General features: G+C 52.2%; 19 protein-coding genes. 15 read left to right on the plus strand and 4 right to left on the minus strand.

The genetic code is table 11. The features are described from left to right. The first annotated feature begins 33 nt into the window (after positions 1-33). The 5 genes from coaBC (at position 34) to slmA (ending at position 5931) form a co-directional block, all read left to right on the plus strand. On the plus strand, positions 34-1242 hold the full coding sequence (gene coaBC / locus BW941_RS13445) for a bifunctional phosphopantothenoylcysteine decarboxylase/phosphopantothenate--cysteine ligase CoaBC (RefSeq protein ID WP_076516967.1): 1209 nt from the start codon (positions 34-36) through the stop codon (positions 1240-1242). 57 nt (positions 1243-1299) lie between these two features. Then, complete coding sequence (gene dut / locus BW941_RS13450) at positions 1300-1755, plus strand: dUTP diphosphatase (RefSeq protein ID WP_139325849.1); 456 nt, start codon at positions 1300-1302, stop codon at positions 1753-1755. Positions 1756-1822: 67 nt separating this feature from the next. After that, positions 1823-4321, plus strand: a complete 2499-nt coding sequence (locus BW941_RS13455; RefSeq protein WP_076516884.1) for a phosphomannomutase/phosphoglucomutase — start codon at positions 1823-1825, stop codon at positions 4319-4321. A gap of 83 nt (positions 4322-4404) precedes the next feature. Next, positions 4405-5307, plus strand: coding sequence for an acetylglutamate kinase (gene argB, locus BW941_RS13460; RefSeq protein ID WP_076516887.1), 903 nt, complete (start codon positions 4405-4407; stop codon positions 5305-5307). A 9-nt stretch (positions 5308-5316) separates the two neighbouring features. Then, positions 5317-5931, plus strand: coding sequence for a nucleoid occlusion factor SlmA (gene slmA / locus BW941_RS13465; RefSeq protein WP_068439735.1), 615 nt, complete (start codon positions 5317-5319; stop codon positions 5929-5931). Between the two features lie 23 nt (positions 5932-5954). Here slmA and BW941_RS13470 read toward each other — a convergent pair whose 3' ends face one another. Both BW941_RS13470 and pyrE read right to left on the minus strand, forming a co-directional pair. Continuing rightward, positions 5955-6620, minus strand: coding sequence for a hypothetical protein (locus BW941_RS13470; RefSeq protein ID WP_076516890.1), 666 nt, complete (start codon positions 6618-6620; stop codon positions 5955-5957). A 12-nt stretch (positions 6621-6632) separates the two neighbouring features. After that, positions 6633-7280 (minus strand): orotate phosphoribosyltransferase, encoded by a 648-nt coding sequence (gene pyrE, locus BW941_RS13475; RefSeq protein WP_068439737.1) that lies wholly within the window; start codon positions 7278-7280, stop codon positions 6633-6635. 172 nt (positions 7281-7452) lie between these two features. On the opposite strand from pyrE, the gene BW941_RS13480 reads away from it, so the two are divergent. Continuing rightward, positions 7453-8229, plus strand: coding sequence for an exodeoxyribonuclease III (locus BW941_RS13480; protein WP_076516892.1), 777 nt, complete (start codon positions 7453-7455; stop codon positions 8227-8229). A 77-nt stretch (positions 8230-8306) separates the two neighbouring features. Here BW941_RS13480 and rph read toward each other — a convergent pair whose 3' ends face one another. Beyond that, the gene (rph, locus tag BW941_RS13485) at positions 8307-9023 is read right to left on the minus strand and encodes a ribonuclease PH (RefSeq protein WP_076516895.1); all 717 of its coding nucleotides are present in this window, start codon (positions 9021-9023) and stop codon (positions 8307-8309) included. Positions 9024-9469: 446 nt separating this feature from the next. Between rph and BW941_RS13490 the strand changes: the two genes are divergently transcribed. The 3 genes from BW941_RS13490 (at position 9470) to BW941_RS13500 (ending at position 13621) form a co-directional block, all read left to right on the plus strand. Beyond that, positions 9470-10621, plus strand: coding sequence for an OmpA family protein (locus BW941_RS13490; RefSeq protein WP_084188968.1), 1152 nt, complete (start codon positions 9470-9472; stop codon positions 10619-10621). A 14-nt stretch (positions 10622-10635) separates the two neighbouring features. Then, entirely contained in the window at positions 10636-12567 is a 1932-nt protein-coding gene (locus tag BW941_RS13495; protein ID WP_076516897.1) for an Ig-like domain-containing domain, read from the plus strand. A gap of 190 nt (positions 12568-12757) precedes the next feature. Then, positions 12758-13621 carry a YicC/YloC family endoribonuclease gene (locus BW941_RS13500; RefSeq protein ID WP_084188970.1) on the plus strand — a complete coding sequence of 288 codons (864 nt, stop codon included), beginning with the start codon at positions 12758-12760 and terminating at the stop codon, positions 13619-13621. A gap of 24 nt (positions 13622-13645) precedes the next feature. Here BW941_RS13500 and BW941_RS13505 read toward each other — a convergent pair whose 3' ends face one another. Continuing rightward, positions 13646-14530: a LysR family transcriptional regulator gene (locus BW941_RS13505; protein WP_076516901.1), complete on the minus strand. Its 885-nt coding sequence runs from the start codon at positions 14528-14530 to the stop codon at positions 13646-13648. Between the two features lie 151 nt (positions 14531-14681). Here BW941_RS13505 and BW941_RS13510 point away from each other — a divergent pair, with 151 nt between their 5' ends. The 6 genes from BW941_RS13510 to BW941_RS13535 all read left to right on the plus strand — a co-directional run bounded on the left by BW941_RS13510 (position 14682) and on the right by BW941_RS13535 (position 19579). Next, the gene (locus tag BW941_RS13510; protein WP_076516903.1) at positions 14682-15146 is read left to right on the plus strand and encodes a DoxX family protein; all 465 of its coding nucleotides are present in this window, start codon (positions 14682-14684) and stop codon (positions 15144-15146) included. 46 nt (positions 15147-15192) lie between these two features. After that, complete coding sequence (locus BW941_RS13515) at positions 15193-15993, plus strand: DODA-type extradiol aromatic ring-opening family dioxygenase (protein WP_076516905.1); 801 nt, start codon at positions 15193-15195, stop codon at positions 15991-15993. Positions 15994-16033: 40 nt separating this feature from the next. After that, on the plus strand, positions 16034-16663 hold the full coding sequence (gene gmk, locus BW941_RS13520) for a guanylate kinase (RefSeq protein WP_068436678.1): 630 nt from the start codon (positions 16034-16036) through the stop codon (positions 16661-16663). An 85-nt stretch (positions 16664-16748) separates the two neighbouring features. After that, the gene (gene rpoZ / locus BW941_RS13525) at positions 16749-17009 is read left to right on the plus strand and encodes a DNA-directed RNA polymerase subunit omega (protein WP_068436292.1); all 261 of its coding nucleotides are present in this window, start codon (positions 16749-16751) and stop codon (positions 17007-17009) included. A gap of 24 nt (positions 17010-17033) precedes the next feature. After that, entirely contained in the window at positions 17034-19166 is a 2133-nt protein-coding gene (gene spoT / locus BW941_RS13530) for a bifunctional GTP diphosphokinase/guanosine-3',5'-bis pyrophosphate 3'-pyrophosphohydrolase (protein WP_068436675.1), read from the plus strand. A 29-nt stretch (positions 19167-19195) separates the two neighbouring features. After that, complete coding sequence (locus tag BW941_RS13535; protein WP_076516908.1) at positions 19196-19579, plus strand: RidA family protein; 384 nt, start codon at positions 19196-19198, stop codon at positions 19577-19579. The last annotated feature ends 120 nt before the right edge of the window (positions 19580-19699 follow it).

The following is a 19699-nucleotide window of genomic DNA, read 5'->3' on the forward strand; positions in this document are numbered from 1 at the left end:
TTTTTTTCAGGTCAGGCTGTTTCTACCATGCAAATGCAACAACTCTGCAATCGTCGAATCCTGCTGGGTATCAGTGGTGGCATCGCCGCCTACAAAAGTGCAGAACTGGTAAGGGAACTGAAAAAAGCCGGAGCCGATGTCCGGGTCATCATGACCGACGGCGCGCGCGAATTTATCACGCCGCTCACCATGCAGGCGTTGTCAGGCAATCCGGTTCATTATGCTCTGCTGGACCCTGAAGCAGAGGCCGGTATGGGTCACATCGAACTGGCCAAGTGGGCTGACCTGCTGTTGATTGCTCCGGCCAGTGCCAATCTGATTGCACGACTGTCACAAGGCATGGGCAATGATCTTCTGACGACCGTGTGCCTTGCGACAGACGCACCGCTCTGCATTGCTCCGGCGATGAACCAGGCGATGTGGCGCGACCCGGTGACTCAAGCCAATATGAAGCGCCTGCAGGATGCCCACAAAGATAACCTGACCGTGATCGGCCCCGACGCGGGCGAACAGGCCTGTGGCGACGTTGGCCCCGGCCGCATGATGGAGCCGGCGCTGATCGCAGAAGCTGTTGCCAATAAATTCGAATCGGGTGCGCTGGCCGGTGTCAGCGTGGTAATCACCGCCGGTCCGACCCGGGAAGCGATCGACCCGGTCCGGTACATCACGAATCACAGCTCAGGCAAAATGGGATATGCCCTCGCAGAAGCCGCGCGCGATGCCGGTGCCCGGGTCACTCTGATCAGTGGACCTGTGACATTGGATGCGCCTGACAGAATCAAGGTCGTGCGGGTAAACAGCGCTATGGATATGCTACAGGCTGCAGAGTCTGAACTTGAGCACTGCGAAATTTTCATCGCTTCTGCGGCCGTGGCAGATTACCGCCCCGCCGAGGTTGCCGACCAGAAAGTCAAAAAGTCCGCTGACGAAATGTCGATTCAGCTGGTTAAGAATCCGGATATCGTCGCCACGGTTGCAGCGCATACACCACACCCTTTTACCGTGGGTTTTGCTGCTGAAACGCAGGACGTCGAACACTACGCACGGGGTAAGCTGGCACGTAAAAACCTCGATATGATTGTTGCCAATGATGTGTCACGAAGCGACATTGGTTTTAATAGCGATAACAATGCGGTAAACGTCTATTGGCCGGAGGGGCAATGCCAGTTCGATGTCATGAACAAACAGATCCTCGCCCGCGAATTGATAGGGCTCGTCGCCGATCACTTCCGACCAGATTAATCGCAATAACGAATGTAAAAACTGACTGCTGAACAAATAACTGCCGAAGGAAACATAATGCAAAAGCTGCAGGTAAAAATTCTCGACCCACGAATTGGTAACGATATTCCACTGCCAGAGTACGCCACGGGTGGCTCTGCTGGTCTCGACCTGCGCGCCTGTATGGACGAAGCGATCACCCTCAATCCGGGTGATACCGTTCTGATTAAAACCGGACTGTCAGTCTACATCGAAGACCCCGCACTGGCGGGCATCATTCTGCCGCGCTCGGGGCTCGGGCATAAACACGGCATTGTTCTGGGTAACCTCGTTGGTCTGATTGATTCTGACTACCAGGGTGAGCTGATGGTCAGTTGCTGGAACCGCGGTAAAGAGCCCTTCACTGTCGAAGTCGGGGAGCGCATTGCCCAGTTCGTTCTCGTTCCTGTAATACAGGCGGCCTTCGAAGTCGTGGAGGAGTTTCAGGAAACAGAACGTGGCAGCGGCGGCTTCGGACACTCCGGACGCGGTTAAACCTGCTATAAAGCAGGGGGAAGAATAATAAATTACCACGCAGCCTGAGTGGCTCAGGGAGAGCAATATGCCAGCGCCTCGCAAGAAGGCTCTTACCATCGTGACGTACAGCCGGATTGCGATCTGGCTGGCACTGCTGTTTATCGCCAGCGGCTATGCGTTGCAAAGCGTACAGATAAACCTGCTGACACAGTCCGATGTCGACTCCGCTTTTTCTGAGGCCGTCGCCTCTCAGGCAGCACTTGCATTGAAAACACGCCTGACAGACACCAAGCGACTGCAACTCGCGGCGAGCAGCCACGAAGCCACTCTCGATTCATTACAGACCGGTAACCGCACCTGGCTGAGCGACCTGAAAAGCTTGCTGCCCGGTACTGAAGACATCCGTCTGCTGACACCTTCCCAGTCGCAGAACCTGCAGACCGAGTTCAGCTTCGCCGTACAGGATCTGGTCAATCGCACGCTGCGTGGCGACGATATGAAGCTGGAAGCGGTTAACATCAATGGGGAGCAAAGCTTTTTCTGGGCCAGCCCGGTACCCGCTACCGGTACACCGCAGGGTGTTCTGCTTGTACGTTACGGGCGCGACTGGCTGAACGCATTCCGCTCGTCGGTATCCGGCGACCTTGGCCAGATTCAGGTAATGCAGAAACTGACCCCGCAAGAAAGTTCGGGGATCGAAGTGTTCAGCGCCGGGGCCACGCCCGTCAAAAGTGCGAGGCCAGTCACCCGCCCGATCAATGACTACTGGTTTCTGACTTATACACCTTCTGATCACCGCCCGGTCGTGTCACTCCTTGATTTATCCTTCCCGTGGATTCTTTCACTGGTGGCGACACTGAGCGCGTTATTTATTTTACTGTTTATCCAGAAACGTATTCTGCAGAAAAACCATCGACATTTTCAGCAGTTCCTTGAGCGTTTTTTCAAAGAAGAAATTCGAGAAAATCCAGGCTTCAGCCTGCAATTGTTTAACGATCTTGCCGATGATGTCCGCCTTGCCAGTGAACAGGTATTTGATCGTCTTAGCAGTGCTGAAACCAGCCTGAAAACCGCCAGCGTTAAAGCCACACCGAAAGCCCGTACCCGTGACGATCTGCCCGAAATTGATGAAGAGCCGGAGCGCCCCGAAGTTCGCGAACCATCCGCGACCTATGACGGTAAACCCCTTGATTTTCCGTCGCAGGAAAACAGCTTCCCCGATCACATTTTCCGCGCTTACGATATTCGCGGCATTGTCGAAAAAGAGCTCGATGACGACATCGTGCGCAATATTGGTAAAGCACTCGGTAGTGAAGTCCGCCAGCGTGGTTTCGAGCGTATAAATCTTGCCTGGGATGGCCGTCTCTCCAGCAAGCATCTGGCTAAAGTCCTTCAGGACGGCCTGTTAAGTGCCGGTTGCAGCGTAAACCGCCTCGGCATGTTGCCTACCGGCGCGCTCTATTTCGCATGCTTTGAATCTGACACGCCTTGCGGCGTGATGGTCACCGGCAGCCATAATCCAGCCGAGTACAACGGCTTTAAGGCTGTGATTGATCAACAACCGCTGTCCGAGCAGGAAATACAGAAACTGGCCCAACGGATTCGCGACGAAGACTACAGTCAGGGCTACGCCGGTGCTCGGGAAGACGCCATAAAAGATAAGTATATTGAACGCATTACCGACGACGTTCAGGTCGCTCGCGAAATGAAGATCGTCATTGATGCCGGCAATGGTGTCAGCGGCCCACTGGCGGCCGAACTCTTCCGTGAACTGGGCGCGGACGTCACCGAGCTTTACTGTGACGTTGATGGGCATTTCCCGAACCATCATCCTGATCCGGGCGAGCCAGAAAATCTCGAAGATCTAAAAAACGCCGTGCTGATCCATGGCGCCGACCTTGGTTTTGCCTTCGATGGCGACGGTGACCGGGTCCTGATGATTGATAACGAAGGTAATATCATCTGGCCAGATCGCATGATGATGTTACTACTCGAAGATATTCTGCCTCGTCGCCCGGGTGCGGATGTTCTCTTTGATGTGAAGTCTTCTCGCCACCTCGCACCATTAATTAATCGCCTCGGTGGCCGCCCGACCATGTGGAAAACCGGCCACTCCTTGATGAAGCGTAAGCTCAAAGAAGTGAATGCGGTCATCGGTGGTGAATTCAGCGGTCACTTTTATATCGCCGAGCGCTGGTACGGATTCGATGACGGGCTCTACACCGGCGCCCGTATGCTGGAAATTCTGTCCACACGCAATGACTCTGTCGCCAATGTCTGCAAGACGCTCCCTGAAGATGTCAGCACTCCAGAGCTAACTATAACAACGACAGAAGCGGATAAATTCTCAATCATCGAAGCACTGAGCTCCGATGCCGAACTGACCGCCGAAGGGCGGGTCTTTACAGTGGACGGCTTACGTATCGAATTCAGTGACGGCTGGGGGTTGGTGCGTGCGTCGAATACAACACCACGACTGACACTCCGCTTTGCCGGCGAGTCTGAACAAACCGTGGCTCGTATTCAGGCACTTCTGAAGCAGGCACTTACCCGTCACGCCCCGGAAATACAGACCCCGTTCTGAACAATCATAGCAACCGGGAAGTGAATAGAGGTATAATCGCGCCTCGAAAATAACCCGGTTTGCCGATTAACAGGAGCCAGCCAATGCCTCTGACGCGAGACAGCGCCATGAATACCGCCAACGTTCTGAGCGAAGCTCTGCCGTATCTGCAGCGCTTTGTTGGCAAAACTATTGTCGTTAAATACGGCGGTAACGCCATGATCGACGAAGAGCTGAAGAACAGCTTCGCCCGCGACATGGTAATGCTGAAGCTGGTCGGTATTAACCCGATTGTTGTGCATGGTGGCGGCCCTCAGATTGGCGATCTGCTCGAAAAGCTCAACATTGAAAGCCGCTTCGTTAATGGCATGCGCGTGACTACCAGCGAAACCATGGACGTGGTTGAGATGGTTCTGGGCGGCCTGGTGAATAAAGATATTGTTAATCTGATTAACCAGAACGGCGGTAATGCCATCGGCCTGACCGGTAAAGACGGTCAGTTGCTGCACGCACGTAAGCTGCACGTTACGCACAAATCGCCAGAGCTGGAGAAACCAGAAATTATCGACATCGGTCATGTTGGTGAGGTTTCGCACATCAATACCTCGCTGCTGAATATGTTGACCAACAGTGATTTTATTCCTGTGATCGCGCCTATCGGTGTGGATGAAGAAGGTCACTCATACAACATCAATGCTGATCTGGTGGCTGGCAAAGTGGCAGAGGCACTGCAGGCCGAAAAACTGATCCTGCTGACCAATATCGCTGGTCTGATGGATAAAGAAGGCAAGATCCTGACGGGTCTGACCACGCAGCAGGTCGACTCTCTGATTGAAGATGGCACGATTTACGGTGGCATGTTGCCAAAAATTCAGTGTGCACTGGATGCCGTACATGGCGGCGTGAACAGCGCTCACATCATCGACGGTCGTGTTGCTCACTCGACATTGCTTGAGCTCTTCACCGATGAAGGTGTAGGTACTCTGATCACCAATCGACGCCGCTAAGGAATACGGATGACAGACGCAACGGAAAAGATGTCTCGCCGCGACCAGATCCTTCAGGCTCTGGCGCATATGCTGGAGTCCAATCCTGGCGGGCGGATCACAACCGCAAGCCTTGCGAAAGAAGTTGGCGTCTCGGAAGCGGCGCTCTATCGCCACTTTCCGTCGAAGGCGAAAATGTTTGAAGGCCTGATCACCTTCATCGAGGATACGCTGTTTTCGCGCATCAATATGATCCTCAAGGACATCGATGGTGCACAACAACGTTGTGAAAAAACATTAGGCCTGCTGCTGACATTCGCCGAAAAGAACCCTGGCATGTGCCGTCTGCTCTCAGGGGATGCGCTTGCGGGTGAAACTGAACGTCTGCGTCAGCGGATTGATCAGGTCTTTGACCGCTTCGAACTTCAGTTCAAGCAGATCCTGCGGGAAGCAGAAGTGAGGGAAGGTCTGGTACCGCAGCAGTCGCCGACAGCATTGGCGAATCTTCTGACGGCTGTAATTGAAGGCCGTATACGTCAGTATGTGCGTACAGAGTTCTCGGTTCGTCCAACAGAGCACTGGCCTGCTCAATGGGCCTCTCTGAGCCAGATACTGTTGCAGGAAAAAGACCTGCAGATGCCTTAAATCAGTAAGGCACTAACTGGCTCTCACGGATTGAGAGCCGGTAAGCGACTGTTGTCGACGTCTTCAGGTAACGTACCCGCAGGGTACACAGACAATACTCTTAACCGCTGACGAATCACTCCATAATCGTGGTTCAGCGTTTCTAATTTTTCTTCCAGCTCCCGAATGGCAACCTCAGCTCCCTGAATGGCGCTTTGGTAGTGGCGAATCTCGTCCACCAGCGACTCAGGCACCGCAGCTCCCCGTCGTTCTGTATTCGCAGCAGCCTGCTGCGCCTGCTCTAGCTTCTCGGTAAGGTCAGTGATGCGGCGGGCCTGCAGGTCTTTTTGAGTAATGACTTCTTCCGACTTTCTATGCAATGCCCGGTCAACATCGGCAACCGTCGAGTAGATACGCATCAGGTCTTTATCTTTTTGCTTGCGCTGCTCGATACGGACATTCCGGGCTTCCTGCTCGGCTTTCAGGCGATCCCGTTCAGCAATCTCTTCTGGTGTCAGCTCACGCGGCACGCGCTTGACCAGCATGCCACGGGAGTTCAGAACATCGTAGCCCAGAGGTGCCAGATCTGCCGGCACCGAGTCTTTAATCACGACCTGCCCATCAACATTGAACCGATAAACATTGCCTGCCGCCAGGGATGCGCATGCTAATGCGCTTAACGTAGCACCAACCAACAGCCGCCTGAACATAGATCTCCCGGATTACTTAACGCCGTATTGATCCCGATATGCAGCAATCGCGTCTGCGTATTGCGCCAGCTCAGGATTTCCAGAGACATAATCTAGCACCTGATTCAGGCCTACGATACTGGCAACAGTGATACCGAAGTCACGTTCTACCTCTTGAATGGCAGATAATTCGCCCTGACCGCGCTCCTGACGGTCAAGAGCAATCAACGCCGCGGCTGGCGTCGCACCGTCAGCTGCGTTGATCATTGTCATCACTTCACGGATGGCCGTGCCAGCGGTGATAACGTCGTCTACAATCAGAACACGGCCTTCAAGCGGAGCACCCACCAGATTTCCACCCTCACCATGCGTCTTTGCCTCTTTGCGGTTAAAGACGTACGGAAGGTCTTTCTGGTATTGATCTGCAAGCGCGATGGATAAAGCAGCAGACAAAGGGATACCCTTGTATGCAGGGCCAAAGACAACGTCGTACTCAATACCGGAGTCTTCTAACGCTGCCGCATAAAAACGACCCAGGCGAGCAAGAGCAGAACCCGTGTTAAACAAACCGGCATTAAAGAAGTAAGGACTGATGCGTCCGGATTTAAGAGTGAACTCACCAAAACGTAGTACACCCTGCTGGATAGCAAATTCGATAAACTCTTTCTGATAGGTTTGCATAAGGAATCCTGAATTGTCGTCGTGGGCCAGCAATGAAAATTAAGAAGAACAGGCGATCCAGCCGGGTTATCTCCTGTTTTCGCAAGACCCGTAGCCATATTGGTGCCACAGAAGAGTGCAGCGGCCTAATTGGATGCGGTATGATACACCCATCGATAACCGGGAACCATGTATGAGGATAATCACACTTCACGTTGACGGACTGGAACAGGCAGTAAAAAACGGCCTGTATCAGTGGCTGAGCAGTGCCGATGTTGACGTCGTTGCCATACAGAACCTCAAGGCAAAAGAGTATCAGCTGTCTGATGACGTGCTCTACCCGGAAGGATTCAACGCGTACTTTTTCGATGCTGCTGAAGACAACTACAGTGGTGTCGCGATCCTGACCCGCGATGTTCCCAAGGCCATCATGACGGGATTAGCCCACGCCGAGTGGGATATGCAGGGCCGTTTTATCCAGGCGGACTTCGACCACGTCAGCGTGGCTTCTGTTCTGTTCCCAACGATTGATGAGCACAACACACTCGAAGACAAGCTGGAGTTCCAGCAGGTATTTCTTGAACACCTGCAGAAGACCCGACGCAAACGCCGCGAGTTTATTTTCTGTGGCAATTTCGAAGCGGCTCATAAAACCGTCGATATTCAGGACTGGAAAAACGCTCAGGATACCCCGGGATTTATGCCCGAAGAGCGTGCGTGGTTTGATCAGATATTCGGACCAGTCGAGTTTACCGATGCCTTCCGTGAAGCGAATTTTGGCGAGAATCAGTTTACCTGGTGGCCAGATGAAGAAAGTCAGCGGCGCGATCAGAGTGGCTGGCGTATCGACTATCAGATCTGCACGCCCGGAGTGCGCCAGTATGTCGTTGAAGCCCGCATCGAGAAAGCACCTCAGTTTGGTAAACATGCTGCTGTGATGATCGAATACGAGTTTGACGAAGAGATATGAGCGCTCTGATTCTCAGGTGCAGAGTGATCGTTTGAGCGATAGTGAAAAGGCCAGCGGATCTGCTGGCCTTTTTCATATCAGGATGACAGAGCCGCCTTCTGTAGCTCGGACAATTCACCGATAGCCTTCTGAGCATGAGCCAGCATGGCATTCAGCTCTTCTGCAGAGAAAGCTTCCCCTTCCGCAGTGCCCTGAATCTCTACGTAACCGCCTTTCTCGGTCATGATGACGTTCAGGTCCGTTTCAGCCGTTGAGTCTTCGGCGTAATCCAGATCTAACACGGCCTCACCGTTATAGATACCAACCGACACAGCAGCGATCATCTGCTTCAGTGGCTCACCTTTTACCTTGCCGTTTTCTTTCAGCCAGTTAATGGCATCGGCAAGAGCCACACAGGCACCCGTGATCGATGCGGTACGGGTGCCACCGTCGGCCTGAATGACATCACAGTCGATGGTGATGGTGTTTTCGCCCAGAGCTTCAAGGTCGACTGCTGCGCGCAGGCTACGGCCAATCAGGCGGGAAATCTCAACAGTACGCCCCTGCTGCTTACCTTTGGCGGCTTCACGGATCATGCGCGAACCGGTAGAGCGTGGCAGCATACCGTATTCAGCGGTGACCCAACCCTGGCCCTGACCACGCAGGAAAGGTGGCACTTTGGTTTCCGCACTGGCAGTACAGATGACTTTGGTGTCGCCAAACTCCACCAGCACGGAGCCCTCGGCATGCTTAGTGTAGTTCCGGGTGATGCGTACTTCTCTTAACTGATCCAGTGCGCGGCCGCTTGGTCTCATAGTTTGTCCTCTGTATTTATAGCTTGTGTATCTGTGGCTTCTGTCACAGCGCGCAGTATACAGAGAATCCATTCAGTTATTCAGTGTTGTGAAATTGAAAAAACGTTTTTCCTACAGAGCCAGCTGACTACAAAACACACCTTAAACATCCGCATGGAGTAACAATAGGTTTTATTTTGTTTCGCTATGTATTTATGTTTCCAAATGTAACTGTAATTAGTGCAATGAATTCAGCAACTACTAATAAATCTCTCAATTTTTAAATAACAATCTCTCACCTTCGATAACACAAACAAACATATCGCCATAGTTCGCAACGATATATTCCACTCAGAACACCTCCTTCAGCAGGAGTGTTACAAACAACGTGAAACGTCGACATCGCCATATCTGAGTTTTCTATGCCATCGACAGCACGCAACTTATGAACAATTTGAGTTCTGACTATGGATATACAAAAAACAGCACTTATTTGCGCCATCACTCTGATGCCCTCAATGGCAATAGCGGATGACCACGAACATGAATGGCCAGAGAGCTACACCAGCTTGGGCCTCGAGTACAACTACACCCTCATCGCTGAGGGTCGTACTGAGGATACCGACGATAACATCACGGATTTCCACGGCTACGGAATCAACCTCGCACACCAGTACAACTCTCTACTGAGCCTGTATGCCCAGGCAGCTATGGCAGAGAGCGAAACCACCGAATCAGATGCTGACATTGATGTGGAATCTTACTCCGTCGGCCTCAGGGTTCACCCGACTGCGTTTCATTATGGTGATTGGCGGGCATTCGCTGGCGGCGGCTATAAATACAGTAATTACGACATCGCATCGAATACCTTAATTGGCAGCAACGAAGTCAGCGAAAACGCCCTCTTCGCTGAAGCTGGCTTGCAGAAACTGATATTCGATCAACGCTTTATTGCTGAAGCAGGCATACGTGCGATTGGTGAACTTCAGGATACTTATCTCGATTTCCAACCGTTTCTGGGTGTATCGGTCCTTTTCGGTCGCAGCTACCCCAAATCAATGGAGCCAGTGGTTCTCGATAGTGACAACGATGGCGTCGTTGACGGTGACGATCAATGCCCCAATACGCCAGCAGGTGCTGTCGTTGACGCGACCGGATGTGAAGAAAAAGACTCTGATATGGACGGCGTCCTCGACAAAGATGATGCCTGTCCTGATACACCACAGGGCGCAAAAGTAGACGCTCAGGGTTGTGCAGAAAAACTGACTGTCGAAGTACGGGAAAATCTCTATATCGCCTTTCCGAGCAATAGCTCTGCCGTGCCACAGGAATCCGTCAAAGAACTTAAGAATATTGCACGCTTGATGAAGGAATACCCTTCAACAGAACTCCAGGTGTTCGGCCATACGGACAGCCGCGGTTCAGCAAGCTACAACATGCAACTTTCAGATGCCCGCGCCAGTGCTGTAAGAAAAGTGCTTTCAGCGGAATACGACATCTCGTTAACCCGAATTAACTCTCAGGGTATGGGCGAAACTGCACCCGTCGCCACTAACGACACGCCCGAAGGGCGCGCTGAGAACCGCCGAGTGGAACTGGTTCTGCGCCAGCCTGAATAAAACCGGAGATACTTATGAAAAAGCCTGATTTTAAAACCTCACTAACCTTGCTGGCTGCAGTCGTTCTGACCGCGTGTGGCGGCAACGGTTCAGATTCGGAAGGCCGACTGGGAAGTAACGAATCCGCCATTACCGATCCGGTGGGTTCAGACCAGACCGACGGAGCCGTAGGCAACGGTGATGACAACGGCGCACCTGGTACTGTAGATCCAGTGTGCTCAGGGGAGAGCCAGTTCGCGGTTACAGAATTCATCCCGGCCAATGCAGCTGAAAATGTTTCTATCGCAACGAGTATCCGGGTGACCTTTAACACGGACCTGGACGAAGACTCTGTTGATGCAACGTCTGCTTTCCTCTCTGGTGGCAGCGCAGGCTCGATTGATGCCAGCCTGTCTGTCAACGGCAACGCATTGCTCATCAATCCTGTCACCGGCCTGGAAGAGGATACTCTTTACACCGTAAATATCGGTGCGGGCATCTCAGCAGCGTGCAGTGAAAATATCGCGCTAGGGACAGATGCATCCTCTGACTTCACTACCGGTGGGCAGGAAGATGAGGATACAACGTCCCCTGAAGTATTAGTTTCCACACCAGATTTAATGGGATTATTACCTGTCGATATTACCCTGGTTATTGATTTCTCAGAGCCTCTCGACAGTAGCACCGTAAACTTCGACAGCATTTATGTTATTCCTGTCGACAGTGAAGGTTCGCCAATTCCAGGTAGCGGAAAAATTGAAGGTGAGTTCTCATTCGATGGGAGCCGCGTCCTCTTTACTCCGAGTGAACCGCTGAATGGTGAAAGCTTTTACCTGTTGGAAATTAATACCAATATTGAAGATCTTAGCGGTAATCCACTCGCAGTAATCAGCACAAATATCTTCCGTACTGAGAGCCTGACTGCGGTTATTGAAGGAATACTCGGGGGTGGATCTGGCGACAATCCATTAGCTGACCTGCAAGCTGCACTCGAAGATCTGGCCGGAAACCTTCTTACTATTGTTGAAAATGGTACAGAAGAGCCCGGTGATGAGGGCGGCAATGAAGGAGGAGACGGCGGTGTGCCAACCGATCCTCAGGCTCTGTTCGAGCTGCCATTAACCCTGGCTGCATTGATTGCTGCAGGCTCAGAAGAACTGCTCGCCCTGACTGGTTTGTCTGAAGAAGATCTTGGCGACCTCGACAACTTTGCGGACCTCCTCGACCCGTCGATATTGGCGCAGCTACAGGATCTGCTTACCCAGTTTGCAGATGACCCTCAGAACTTCGATCTGCTCGAAGCCTTTAATTCGGGTGACTACGACCTCGTTATTCTGGAGATCTTCCCATTATTGGTAGATGGCGAGCTGACGCCAGAACGACTGACCGAATTCAGCTCAGTACTGATCGCTGTTTGTGATCCAAAGGGCAACGCTACAGGTACAGAAGCAGCATGTACTCTGTCAGTAAACATAGGCTTCGGTAGCTTCAGCGAAGGCGTTCAGCAAGCTTTTGCCGACGCACTGACTAACGGCGACCCGGCGGCACTGGCTCAGTCCTTCCTGACGATTGGTGAGCTTGTCTTCAGCGAAGGGGGACTGGTTGATATTCAAGTTCTGGATGACAGTGGCCTGCCTCTGCCAGAAGCACTCGAAGAGCCGCTCGTTGACCTGCTGGATCAAATCGGTCAGCTACCTGTTCTGGGTTCACTGACCAATCAGGAGGATATTACCCGGTTAGTTGATGTTGAAGTTCTCAAGACGTCACTGGCTACGGTTGAAGCAGGTAAATTGCTCTCTCTGACTGTGATTTCAGAAGATTTGCTGAAAGCTGGCGCACTGACCGATCCGAATCTCGATCTCGGATTATTACAGGTGGGCGGTGAACTTATTGATGCACTTTCAGACGCAGGTCTTGAGCCATTATTTGACGGCTTATGCAGCATTCGTCTGTTGTGCACAGACTGAATTGGGCGAAGCCCAGCACCTCGGGGCCAGGGAAGCCCCACTCCACACTCGGGGGCTTCGGCCCCCTTTTTTATGTGCATTCGTTTTGTACGCTTTAGTTTTTTTACTCGAGCAGACCAGGCACCATCCCCTCGTGTATTTGGCAGTGAACTACTAAACTAACGGCCTGACCATCCGTATCGAGGTTTGTATGGCCCTTAGCATGACAGCGTTTTCCAGAAGTAACGTAGACACAGATTCTGGCCGGATCACCTGGGAAATCCGCTCAGTAAACAGTCGCTATCTGGAGCTTCATTTTCGTCTGCCTGATGAATTTCGCGATATGGAACCAGCTCTTCGTGAGTGCATTAAGTCCAGATTAAACCGCGGTAAAGTTGAAGTATTCCTGCGCTTTCAGCCATCCCAGAAACAGCAGAACTTACAGGTTAATCAGGACCTCGTTGCTTCACTGAATGATGCAGCGGATAAAGTTCATGAAGTGATCGGCCCGGGAAATGCGTTAGATGCGCTGAAAATTCTGCAGTGGCCAGGCGTATTAGAAAGCACAACAACTGATATCAAAGCGCTTCAGAAAAACGCGTTAGGTTCATTCGACGAATGTCTCGAGTCGTTAATTATTGCGCGTAAGCGTGAAGGTGATTCCCTCAAAGAACTGATACAACAACGCTGTGACGCAGCACGTAATCTTTCTGAGCAAGCTGATAAAATTATACCTGAAGCCCTTGCCGCTCAACGCACTCACCTGTTGAGCAAACTCAATGAGTTGATCGAAAATCCGGATACCGAACGCCTCGAGCAGGAAATGGTGTTACTCGCACAAAAAGCCGACATTGCAGAAGAAACCGATCGGCTGCGCACCCATATCGATGAAGTTCTCAATATTCTGCAACGTGAAGAGCCCATTGGCCGACGTCTGGACTTTATGATGCAGGAGTTAAATCGTGAGGCGAATACGCTTTCATCTAAGGCAATGCGCACCGAACTGACACGCATTGCAGTTGACCTTAAAGTGTTGATCGAGCAGATGCGTGAACAGGTTCAGAATATTGAGTAATTACTGTCGGGTTTTAACTGCTTTTTACGATTTATCCCAGGAAGGCACACCCGAAAAGTAATCACTCAGGGAATCGATAAATGCCCGCACTTTGCTGGATAACAAAGTGCGGTGTGCATACACAGCGTACAGGGCAATGGGCTCCGGTGCTTCTTGTTTGAGTATTTCCACCAGGCGTCCATCAGCCAGTGCAGCCCCTGAGATAAAAGTCGGCTGCATCACAATGCCCGCGCCCACAATTGCGGCATTGTTCAGAACTTCACCGTTATTACAGCTGAACTGATTACCACGCTGAATCCCGGCCTGGCGCAACTGCTCATCTTCTACATAGCTGTAATGAAGAAAACAATGTTGGGGCAACTCTGCTACCGATGTCGGCTCGCCGTATTTTTTCAGATACTCAGGTGATGCGCAGTATGCCAGACGGATCTCTGTGAGTTTCCGAGCCACCAGGGACGAGTCTTTCAGGTGTCCGATACGCAAGGCAACATCAAAGCCTTCGTCGATGATGTCCACCTTACGGTCGTTTAACTGAAGATCGATAGCCACTTCCGGGTTCTCCCGTTGGAACAACACCAGCGGCTCGGCCAGGTGCAGGCTCGCGAACGACACGGGGGCTGCAATTCTCAGCAGGCCCCGTGCCTGAGCCTGAAGGTCACCAGCCTGACTCTCCATATCGTCAATATCCGACAGAATCTGCTGGGCCTGCTGGACGTAGCGTTCTCCCGCCTCGGTCAGGTGAATACGCCGCGTGGTGCGGTTAAGAAGCCGCACGCCAAGGTGCTCTTCCAATTGCGCAACGTATTTACTGACTAGCTGCGGCGACATCGCCAGACGCTCCGCAGCCCGGGTAAAGCTACCCTCATGCACCACGCTGACCAGCGTGCGCATCGCTTCTATTCGATCCATATGCGATCCAGACCTCTCCGACACAGTTAATGCAGCCCAATTATTATCAACGAATCATTGATAATAAGACAACCAAAACCCCATTAATCAACAAAGAAACAAGCAGTAAAGTACACACATCACTTAAGCAAAACTCCATAGGAGACTTACTATGAACATTCAAAAAATCTTCGAATCCAATGCCGGCTTCGCTCCTTTTATCCTTCGTATCCCGGTTGGCCTTATTCTGGCAGCGCACGGCTCACAAAAACTGTTCGGCTGGTTTGGTGGCTACGGACTGGAAGGCACCGGTCAGTGGATGGCCAGTATTGGTCTTGAGCCCGGCGTACTAATGGCATTCCTTGCCGGTAGCGCAGAATTCTTCGGCGGCCTCGCTCTGGTAGTGGGTGTGCTGACACGCCCTGCGGCACTGCTGACCGCTTTTACTATGCTGATTGCCATCTTCAGCGTGCACATCAGTAACGGACTCTTCATGGCGAATAACGGTTACGAATATGCTCTTACACTCTTCGTCGTCAGTATTGCTCTGGTGGTTCAGGGTGCGGGCAGCCTGTCAGTTGACGAGCTGATTTCTGAAAAGCTACGCCAGCAGAAAACTCAGGCCTCGTTCGCCTGAACAAAATTAAAAACCAGCTTAATCCCGATCTGAGAAAAGAGGTGTTATGAGTACTTTAAATACCATTTTTATTTCCCACGGCGGCGGCCCTCTACCCGTTCTTGGTGACCCCGGCCATGCGGAAATGGTAAGCAATTTAAAGCAGCTGGCTAAAGAATTGCCCCGGCCCAAGGCGATCCTGGTAATCAGTGCGCACTGGGAAGCCAGTCACCCTACGGTGACCTCAGCCAGTCAGCCGGGCATGATGTATGACTATGGTGGTTTTCCGGATGAAGCTTACCAACTTCAATACCCCTCTCCGGGAGAACCTGCTCTGGCAGAAAAGGTAGTTTCTGCCCTGCAAAGTGCTGGTATTCATGCTGAAAGCAGCCCGGACCGCCCATACGACCACGGCCTGTATATTCCGCTGATGCTGATGTATCCGGAGGCCGATATTCCAGCCATACAATTATCACTGGTGAAAGGTCTCGATCCGGATGAACACCTGCGCATCGGTGAAGCATTGCAGGGGCTGGATTACGATGATCTGCTCATCATAGGTTCCGGCTTTTCTTTCCATAATATGCGCGCCTTTTTTATTCCCGAGAGCGACGACATGCACGCGGCTAACGCGGCATTTCAGGGGTGGTTGGAAGAAACCTGCATGAGTACAGCGCTGACAGAAGACGACAGACGGCAACGCCTTCAGCATTGGGCTGAGGCACCGAGTGCCCGCTACTGCCATCCACGCGAAGAGCATTTGCTGCCCCTGCATGTCTGCTACGGCATTGCCGGTCGCCCTGCTGACGAACATATCGCGACTAAGATTCTCGGCAAGGCTTCCGGCATGTACGCATGGACAGCCTGAGGTATACTGTTAGGCCAAACACTTAAACGACTGGATCAGCATGGCTAAATCATTTACCGGAACCCTGTTTATCTTCTCCGCCCCTTCGGGCGCAGGTAAAACCAGCCTGGTAAAGGCCCTGCTCGACAGTACGGGATACATAGGCGTCTCTGTGTCGCATACCACCCGCGCCCCCCGTCCGGGAGAGGTCGATGGCAAGGACTATCACTTCGTCAGTAAAGAAGATTTTCAGCAACTGATCGGAGAGAGTGCCTTCCTCGAGCACGCTCAGGTATTCGACAACTACTACGGTACGTCTCAGCGTTGGGTCGAGTCAGAGCTTGAAGCGGGCCGTGATGTCATTCTGGAGATCGACTGGCAGGGTGCCGAACAGGTGCGCCGTCTGATGCCAGAGGCGATCTCAGTGTTTATTGCCCCACCCTCCATTGAGGCGCTGGAGCAGCGCCTGCAGAATCGTGGCCAGGACAGCGACGAAACCATCCAGCGCCGTATGCGCGATGCCCGCAGCGAGATGAGCCATTACGGCGAATACGACTATCTGATCATCAATGATGATTTCAACAACACCCTTGAGGAACTGCGCGCCATCATCATCGCGCGCCGTCACCGCCTCGAGGCTCAGCAGGCCAGACATGCCCAGACTCTCAAAGATCTGCTGGGTAATGACTGAGACTTTTGTCTGACCTCTTCCTTTATCGCTGGAATCGAATACAATAGAAGGTTCCACTGAATTTAATTCGCTTACAGGAAAAACCATGGCTCGCGTAACCGTTGAAGATTGCCTGACAAACGTTGATAACCGCTTTGAACTCGTCATGCTGGCTGCCAAGCGTGCCCGCCAGATGCAAGTTGATGGCGCGGAACCTATGGTTGCCGAAGAAAACGACAAGCCTACTGTACTGGCTCTGCGTGAAATTGCTGACGACCTCGTGACTCCTGCGACTATGGCAGCACAGGAAGAAGCGGCTCGTGCAAACGCTGAGTTTGAAGCACAGACCCGTCATCAGGAATTCTGATAGACCTTTCTTACAGAGCATATAGTGCCTACGATTGATGCGTTATCTGAGCGACTTACCCAGTATCTGAGCCATAGTCAGATCAAGCAGGTATGTCGTGCCTACTTTTACGCGGAACAGGCACATGAAGGGCAACGCCGCCGCAGCGGCGAGCCCTACATTGTTCATCCTCTGGCAGTCGCCAATATTCTCACTGAAATGCACCTCGACCATCAGAGCCTGATGGCTGCGATGCTGCACGACGTTATTGAAGATACCGGCGTACCCAAAGCGGCGCTCGCTGCTCAGTTCGGGGACGTGGTCACGGACCTTGTGGATGGTGTGTCTAAACTCACGCACATTCACTTCGAAAGCAAAGAAGAACAACAGGCTGAAAACTTCCAGAAGATGGCGATGGCGATGGCCAAAGACATCCGCGTTATTCTGGTTAAGCTCGCCGACCGACTGCACAACCTTCGGACACTGGGATCTCTCAAGCCTGAAAAGCGCCGCCGCATTGCCCGCGAAACACTCGATATCTACTCCCCAATCGCCAACCGACTTGGTCTGAACAGCGTACGGGTTGAGATGGAAGAGCTGTGTTTCGAAGCCATCTACCCCATGCGTTCAGAGATGATCCGCAAAGCGGTGAAAGCCGCTCGCGGTCATCGCGTTGAGGTGGTAGAGAATATTACCGCCAGCATTCGTAACCGTCTGAGCGAGTGCGGTGTGTCTGCACGGGTGTTTGGCCGCGAGAAGCACCTGTACAGCATCTACAGCAAGATGCGCGACCAGCGGAAATCACTCAGCGACATCATGGATGTCTACGGATTCCGTATCGTCACCGATTCAGTCGACGACTGTTATCGCATTCTTGGTGCCATGCACGGTCTTTATAAGCCTGTGCCAGGGCGATTTAAAGATTACATCGCTATTCCGAAGACCAACGGTTATCAGTCTCTGCATACCACACTGATCGGTCAGAACGGCGTGCCCATCGAGATCCAGATCCGCACCGAAGACATGGAGGCCATGGCGAACCATGGTATTGCGGCGCACTGGCTCTATAAGAGTGAAAGCGACCAGACCAGCGGCACGCAGCGTGCACGCCAGTGGGTTCAGAGCCTGCTCGAACTGCAAAAAAATGCGGGTTCGCCAATCGAATTTGTTGAACACGTTAAAGTCGACCTCTTTCCCGAAGAGATTTACGTGTTTACGCCGAAAGGCAAAATTATGGAATTGCCCGCAGGCTCTACCGCAGTCGATTTTGCTTATGCGGTACATACTGATGTCGGCAATCACTGTATTGCCTGTCGTATCGACAAGCAGCTGGCGCCTTTGAGTGCCCGCCTACAGAACGGCCAGACCATTCAGGTGGTCACAGCGCCGAACGCGCAGCCCAATCCGGCATGGCTCAATTTTGTTGTTACCGGTAAAGCCCGCTCGAATATCCGCAACTATCTGAAAACTCAGCGCCGCTCTGAATCTGTTGAGCTTGGTAAGCGCCTGCTCAATAAAGCGCTCAGCGCGCTGGGTAAGACCATGGAAGATATCGACGCAGCGCATGTCGAACTGGTTCTGAAAGAGACTGAAAAAGAGACCCTCGAAGATCTCTTTGAAGATATTGGTGCAGGCAACCGCATGGCACCACTGATGGCTCGCCGCCTACTCGTTGCCAATCGCGATACCGATATTGATCTGAATTCGATTCAGGACAACTCTCGCCTGGCGATTAAAGGCACCGAAGGTCTGGTCGTCAGCTTCGCCAAATGCTGCAGCCCGATTCCGGGAGACCCGATTTTGGGGCATGTCAGCTCCGGTCGAGGCCTGGTTATTCACACCGAAAACTGCCGCAACGTCGAAGAATACCGCGACAACCCGGAGAAGTGTGTATTCCTGAGCTGGGATAAAGAGATCAGCAGCGAATTTACGGTGGACCTCAAAGTCTATATGGAAAACCGCCGGGGTATCATTGTCGATGTTGCCGCGGCAGTAAATCAGGCAGAAGCCAACATTGAGAAAATCAGCGTTGAAGAGCAGGATGCCCGCCTCAGCGTTACCTACCTGTCGCTGAGTGTTCAGGGGCGTAAACACCTCGCACGTACGATACGCCGCCTGAGAACGATTCGGGGTGTGTCAAAAATCGTCCGTATTAAATATCCTAAAGCTAATCAGTAACCCAACTCTAACCTGTACAAAGGATTCCCATGAGTCGCGAAATTATTTCTACCGACAAAGCACCTCAAGCCATCGGTACTTACTCTCAGGCCGTTAAAGTAGGCAGCACGGTCTATTTGTCTGGTCAGATTGCTCTGGTCCCAGAAACCATGGAAATCGTTGAAGGCGGTATTGAAGCTCAGATTCATCAGGTGTTTAAAAACCTGAGGGCCGTTTGCGAAGCGGCCGGCGGCTCACTGCAGCAGATCGCCAAGCTGAATATTTTCCTCACTGACCTGAGCAACTTCGCCACCGTTAACGCCATCATGGCCGAGTACTTTGAGCAGCCTTACCCTGCACGTGCAGCCATTGGCGTTAAAGAATTACCCAAAGCGGTTGGCGTAGAAATGGACGGTGTACTAGAAATCGATTAAACCATTTTCAGTCACGATACACCTCCAATAAAAAAGCCCCGCTCCATAAAGAGCGGGGCTTTTTATTGCCTGCCTTTTACTGCCTGATCAGTCTGCCGCAAACAATCTGCAGCAGACTGA

Origin of the sequence: Thalassolituus maritimus, from assembly GCF_900156675.1 — a bacterium.
Lineage (GTDB): Bacteria > Pseudomonadota > Gammaproteobacteria > Pseudomonadales > Oceanobacteraceae > Thalassolituus > Thalassolituus maritimus.